The sequence below is a fragment of the Chryseobacterium sp. C39-AII1 genome (assembly GCF_039672645.1).
Classification (GTDB): Bacteria; Bacteroidota; Bacteroidia; order Flavobacteriales; family Weeksellaceae; genus Chryseobacterium.
In genome coordinates this window covers 48,154-54,624 of record NZ_JBDFPQ010000019.1, presented here as the reverse complement: position 1 = coordinate 54,624, position 6,471 = coordinate 48,154, and the positions used below count along the sequence as shown (strand labels likewise).

6 protein-coding genes are annotated in these 6,471 nt (G+C 34.3%); 4 read left to right on the top strand and 2 right to left on the bottom strand.

From position 1 onward, the window contains the following. Positions 1 to 198 precede the first annotated feature (198 nt). Positions 199 to 1,485 (bottom strand): adenylosuccinate synthase, encoded by a 1,287-nt coding sequence (locus ABEG63_RS19520; RefSeq protein ID WP_072962527.1) that lies wholly within the window; start codon positions 1,483 to 1,485, stop codon positions 199 to 201. Positions 1,486 to 1,639: 154 nt separating this feature from the next. On the opposite strand from ABEG63_RS19520, the gene ABEG63_RS19515 reads away from it, so the two are divergent. Then, positions 1,640 to 2,047, top strand: coding sequence for a hypothetical protein (locus ABEG63_RS19515; RefSeq protein ID WP_346587030.1), 408 nt, complete (start codon positions 1,640 to 1,642; stop codon positions 2,045 to 2,047). A 166-nt stretch (positions 2,048 to 2,213) separates the two neighbouring features. Next, positions 2,214 to 2,474: a hypothetical protein gene (locus ABEG63_RS19510; protein ID WP_346587028.1), complete on the top strand. Its 261-nt coding sequence runs from the start codon at positions 2,214 to 2,216 to the stop codon at positions 2,472 to 2,474. Between the two features lie 428 nt (positions 2,475 to 2,902). Here ABEG63_RS19510 and abc-f read toward each other — a convergent pair whose 3' ends face one another. Continuing rightward, positions 2,903 to 4,492 (bottom strand): ribosomal protection-like ABC-F family protein, encoded by a 1,590-nt coding sequence (gene abc-f, locus ABEG63_RS19505; protein WP_346587027.1) that lies wholly within the window; start codon positions 4,490 to 4,492, stop codon positions 2,903 to 2,905. Between the two features lie 674 nt (positions 4,493 to 5,166). Here abc-f and ABEG63_RS19500 point away from each other — a divergent pair. Together ABEG63_RS19500 and ABEG63_RS19495 are read left to right on the top strand one after the other, a co-directional pair. After that, the gene (locus ABEG63_RS19500; protein WP_267405128.1) at positions 5,167 to 5,721 is read left to right on the top strand and encodes a phosphoribosyltransferase family protein; all 555 of its coding nucleotides are present in this window, start codon (positions 5,167 to 5,169) and stop codon (positions 5,719 to 5,721) included. A 155-nt stretch (positions 5,722 to 5,876) separates the two neighbouring features. Beyond that, the gene (locus ABEG63_RS19495; RefSeq protein ID WP_346587025.1) at positions 5,877 to 6,455 is read left to right on the top strand and encodes an adenylate kinase; all 579 of its coding nucleotides are present in this window, start codon (positions 5,877 to 5,879) and stop codon (positions 6,453 to 6,455) included. Positions 6,456 to 6,471: the final 16 nt, after the last annotated feature.

The window sequence follows — 6,471 nt, the reverse complement described above, 5'->3', positions numbered from 1 at the left end:
GCGGCAGCGAAGCTGCCGCGCCGAAACAAAAGAAAATAGCGAGTGCGGAAAGCAGGAAATAGCTTCTTAAAAATAGTTGGTGGTTGATGGTTATTTGTTGATAGTTTTTAGACTATAAGGATAACCTCTTCTCGCAATGACGTAAAAAAAAGAGACCGCCAAAACTGACAGTCTCTTTTAATTTATTTAAAAAATTCCTTAGAATAATTCTTTTCTGATGATATTCTGGCTTCTTTCAGGACCTACAGAAACTAAGTAAACATTGATTCCCAAATACTTTTCGATAAACTCGATGTATTTCTGAGCGGTATCAGGAAGTTCATCGTAGCTTCTTGCTTTTGTGATGTCTTCTTTCCAACCTGGTAGATCTTGATAGATTGGTTCGTAGTTGTACAATTTCTCTGTTGAAGAAGTGAAATAATCGATAATTTTTCCGTCTTCAGTTTTGTAATGCGTAACTACTTTTAGGTTTTCAATTCCTGTAAGAACATCTAATTTTGTAATTACTAAGTTATTGATACCGTTGATCATACAAGCGTGCTTCAAAGAAACAAGGTCTAACCAACCTGTTCTTCTTGGTCTACCTGTCGTAGCTCCGAATTCACCACCGATTTGTCTGATGCTCTCTCCTAATTCGTTGTCTAATTCTGATGGGAAAGGTCCGTTTCCAACTCTTGTGCAGTATGCTTTTGCAACACCGATCAAGTTTTGTAATGAAGTTGGTGGAACTCCCGCTCCTGTACAAACCCCTCCTGTAGACGGAGAAGATGAAGTTACGTATGGATATGTTCCGAAGTCGATATCCAACATCAAAGCCTGAGCTCCTTCGAATAAAACGTTTTTACCGTCTCTGATTGCTTCGTTAAGTTCCAGTTCCGTATCAACGATTCTGTCCTGAAGCTGTTTTCCGATTTCTAAATATTCGTTGTAAATTTCTTCAACGTCTAATGTCGGCTTTCCGTAATATTTTTCAAAAAGAGAATTCTTAATTTTTAAGTTTTTCTCGATTTTATCTCTTAAAATTTCAGGATTCAGAAGGTCGATCATTCGGATACCAACTCTTGCAATTTTATCTTCATAGCAAGGTCCGATTCCTTTTTTCGTCGTTCCGATCTGCGTTCCTCCGTGCTCTTCTTCACGGTAAGTATCCAAAAGAATGTGGTAAGGCATGATGACATGCGCTCTTCTGCTGATGAAAATGTGATCTGTCTTCAAGCCTTTGCTTTCGATCTGATTCACCTCCTTAATGAAAGATTTAGGATTTACCACTACTCCGTTGGCAATGATACACTTCCCTTTGCACTGAAGAACTCCCGAGGGAAGAAGGTGCAAAACGAATTTCTCTTCACCTACATAAACCGTGTGACCAGCGTTGTCTCCTCCTTGGAAACGTACAACGTAATCCGATTTTGCCGATAAAACATCCGTGATTTTTCCTTTACCTTCATCTCCATACTGAAGACCTACAACTACGTAAGTTGACATATTTTACTTTTATTTTAGATTCATGCAAAATTACTTTTAAAAAATTGGGTGGGCAAATTTGTAGTGGATTTTATTTTTGGGTGGAGTGAAAGTCATTGAATTAGTTTGGAAATCCTCTATTTTTTTCTTTACTTTAATTATTGTTTTAAATCGTATGAAAATAGTAATTATCTTTTTTCTTTTAACTTCAAATTTAGTATTGTGTCAAGATTTTGATAAATTTCAGACTGACAAATATGTTCAACAATTTCAATTAAAAAATTATGATGAAATTCATGAAGGATATAAAGATAATACACTATTTTCATTTCTTATCAGCAGGGATGAAAATAAAAAAATATTATCAATTAGAGAATCGTTAGGAAAAAATAGAATTACCAGAAATGAATATTATTATTTCAACAATAAATTAATTTACATTCGTCATTACATTTATAATCGAAAAAAGAATGTGGAGAAAAACAATTGTATAATCTATCCTACGTTAAATTTAAATAATCCTGAAAAATGCAAATCAAAAAATTTAATTAGTCATGGATATTGGATGCTAAATAATAACTAAATTTTAATTATAAATTCTAGTTTTTTTATAACCTTTAAATTTCACAAAATGAAAAGTCAAGTAAAATTAATCAACGAATTAAAAAAAGGCGAAAATTCAGGTTTCATAAAAAACTTTAACCGAAAAAATTTCTTAAACAATCTTCACAAAAAATACACAAAATAAAATGCAAGAAAACTCAAAAGATGAATATCTAAAAATAGCCAAAGAATATCTTTTAAATAAAATCGGAGATATTTTTGAAATAGACGATATACACGAAACTGATGATACATTTTGTTTCCAATATCAATCTAAAAAGTTTTTTGAAACGCTAAAATTTGAAGACCAATTTGTCGGACAAGGTCCTTTATTCATTTTAAAAGGAAGTAAAAAAAAATTTCCTACGGAAGTGCAACAGGAAGAAAAGAAGGTCTTATTCATATAATTAATCACTTGAATAAGGAAAGATTAATAAGGGTTTACTATAAAGATTATGATATTTGGAATGGAAAATATGATTAAATAATTGATCAGGTTATCGATGAAGTAGCTGCATGTGAGGAATTTATTATTGCAGACTTAGTAAGTATTTTACTAAAACATAGAATTAGAAAGGCTAATCAATATGATAGTAATAATCCAAATGCTCATTACTACACCGAAGAAGAATTAAAAGAAACTCTAATAAAATCTCCATTAGTATTAAAAAGACCTTTTTGCGAGAATTTAGAAGACCTTCTTGTGGACATTATTAATAAAGATATGTATCTTGATTGGACATTATCAGAAGCTGAATAATTATCATTCCGCAGCAACTTTTCAACAACTTAGATTCCTGCGGAATGACAAATAGTTTGAATATTTTTATTATTCTTACTTCAACAAAACCTCACTCACAACCCCAATCTCCTCCAAAAACACCCCATCATGCGAAATCACCACCAAAGTTCCATGATAATCCTTAATAGAATTTGTCAGAATTTCCACATTTTGAAGGTCTAAATTATTCGTTGGTTCATCGAGAATAATCATATCGGGCGCTTTATTGCTGATGGAAAGTCCGCACAGTAGCAATCGCAGGCGTTCTCCGCCACTCAGAACATCGCACTTTTTGTCCCATGTTTCCTTTCCGAATAAAAATCTTGACAATAAGGTTTTCACCTCAGATTCCTGCAACGCATTATCGTTGAACTGTTGAGCAAAATCATAAACCGTTTCCTGTTTATCAATCAAAGAATATTCCTGATCAATATAAATCGTCTGAAAATCCGCTCTCGAAATCGTTCCAACAGAAGGCTGCAAATCTCCCAACAACAGCTTAATTAAAGTCGTTTTTCCAGAACCGTTCGAACCTTTAATTGAAATTCTATCTCCACTTCGGATCTCAAGATTGAGATTTTCTTTCCAAAGATTTTCTTCATTATATTTAAAATTAATTTCCTCCGCCGAAATCAAAATTTTCCCCGAATGAAGATTCGAATCATTAAAATTCACTTTCATATGATCCGCATTTCTCACCGACGAACGCAAATCCCTCAAATCACCAGAAATATCATTGATTTTCTCAGCATGAACAGATTTCAATTTTGAAGAATTTTTCTCTGCATTATTCCGCAGCGTATTCATCATAATTCTCGCCACACCTGATTTTTCCTGTTTTCCTTTTCCCCGTGCATCGAGTTTTTGTTTTCGTTCGATCGTCTCTCTTTCCTTTTCTTTTGCCTTTTTCAGCGCCCGTTCTTTGGAATGAATATCGTTTTGTAAGGCTTCATTTTCAGTTTCTTTTTGTTCGGCATAAAAGTCATAATTTCCGCCATAGGTTGAAATTCCCTGATTGCTCAATTCAAAAATTGTATCGACTAAATTCAGTAAAGTTCGATCGTGACTGACAATCACAACGGTTGAATTCGTTTTTTCAATAAAATCATACAACAAATTTCGACCTTCCAAATCTAGATGATTCGTCGGCTCGTCCAGCAAAATAATTTCCGGCTGATTGATTTGAATTCCGGCAAGAAAAACCTTTGTCTTTTGTCCGCCACTTAGACTTTCTAATCTTTGATTTAAATCTAAATTTTCGAGTTTCCAATATTGTAAAGCTTGCTGACAACGTTCTTCGATGTCCCAATCGTCATTCAACGTTTCAAAATAGATTTCATCCACTTCCCCATTCGTGATTTTTTGAAGCGCATCGAGCTTTTTATCGATTTTCAAACATTCAGCAACCGTTAAATCATTAAAATTTCCAAACATCTGCGGAACATAAAACAAATCGCCCTGACTATTGACATTACCTTCCAAAGGTTCAATTTCATTCGCCATGATTTTCAGCAAGGTAGATTTTCCCATGCCGTTACTTCCGACCAAAGCCAATTTCGAGTGTGAAGGTATTGTTAAGTTAATAGAATTAAAAAGCAGATTCCCCGCAGGAAACCCAAAGGATATATTGTGTAAAAAAAACATAATTTCTTTCTATAGTTAAAGTTAAAACTGCAATAACTTCGTTCGTTATTGTCTATAAAATCTGAAAGAAATTGTATCCTACATCCTGATATTTTGGGTTTTGTGAACTGCAAAGATAGTAATTTTTTATATTTCAAAACTTTAAAGCATTCAGTTTGTCATTTCGACGAAGGAGAAATCTATTATTCTCAATTATATAAACCTCCAGCTCCCATCCTCAATCTTCCTTTCTTTTCTAGAAGCTTTTTCCAGCTTTCCGCTGTATCTTTTGGCTTACGGTCTCCGCTTTGCTCCGACCGCAACCCCAAAGGATGTCGCTTCAATCTGGGCTAAGAAATGATTACGTTTAAAACCACCCCGTCAAAAATTTCTTTGAAATTTTCGCCACCCCTCCAAAGGAGGGGAATTCTTCAAGCTGTAATATCCTTGCTGAGTGAAACGCCTTTGCGAACGAAAAATATACACAATAATTTTAAACAAAACTTTGTGGTCTTTGTGTTAAAAATAGATTCTTCACTGTGCTACGCTTCGTTCTGAATGACATACAGAAAAAAACTTTCCAACACTAAAACTCTCCGACACTAATACTCTAAAACCCTAAAACGCAAACCCAATCAAACTCATAAAAAACTTTCATCAAAAATCCTTAACTTTGCAGCCTACTAAAAATTTTTATGGAGAGTATTAAAGTTCACGACAAAACTTTCGTTCCTTATTTGGAGGATGCCGAGATTCAGGAGATTGTAAAAGCTACGGCTTTAAAAATTTATGAGGATTATAAGGATGAAGTTCCTGTTTTCATTGGGGTTTTGAACGGAGTGATCATGTTCTTCTCAGACCTTTTGAAGCATTATCCTGGAGAATGTGAGATTGCTTTCATTCAAATGAGCTCTTACGCAGGAACCGAATCTACGGGGATTGTTTACCAAAAAATGGAACTGACGAAAGACGTAAAAGACCGTCACATTATCTTAGTAGAAGATATTGTGGATACAGGAAATACCGTTGAAAGTTTATTTAAATATTTTAACGAAACGCAACGTCCGAAATCTGTAAAAATAGCTTCATTCCTATTGAAACCTGAAGTGTATAAGAAAGATTTCCAGTTGGATTATATTGGAAAAGAAATTCCAAACAAATTTGTTCTAGGATACGGATTGGATTACGATGAGTTAGGAAGAAACCTACCAAATCTTTATCAATTAGAAGACGGACAAATCAACCATTAAACGCTGTTGGCTATTAGCTGATAGCTTTTAGCTCAAAAAGTAAAATAAAGAAATAAATTTAATAATAACTTAAAAACGCTAAAGGCTAAAAAGCAGATCGGATAAAGGTAAAAAGCCAAAAGCCAGTTGCCAATTGCCAGAAGCAAAACAACATTATGATAAACATTGTTCTGTTCGGCCCTCCAGGAAGTGGAAAAGGAACTCAAGCGCAAAACTTAATCGAGAAATTTAATTTAAAGCAAATCTCAACAGGTGACCTTTTCAGATTCAACATGAAAAATGATACTGAGCTTGGGAAATTGGCTAAATCTTACATCGATAAAGGAGAATTGGTTCCGGATCAGGTAACGACAGATATGCTGATTGACGAAATCAGAAAACCGACCGATGCGTCAGGATTTATCTTCGACGGTTATCCAAGAACGGCTGTTCAGACAGAGGCTTTGGAGAAAATCGTAAAAGAAGAATTAAACGATGAGATCGACGTTTGCCTTTCTTTGGTAGTGGAAGATACTATTTTGGTTGAAAGACTATTAAAAAGAGGAGAAATCAGCGGAAGATCTGATGACAGCAATGTAGAAATCATTGAAAACAGAATAAAAGAATACTACGCAAAAACAGCAGAAGTTGCCGAATTGTATAAGCAACAAGGTAAATACGTAGAGATCAACGGTGTTGGAGACATCAACGAGATCTCTGAAAAACTTTTCGCTGAAGTAGAAAAAGTAAAATAAAAACAGTTGATAGTTG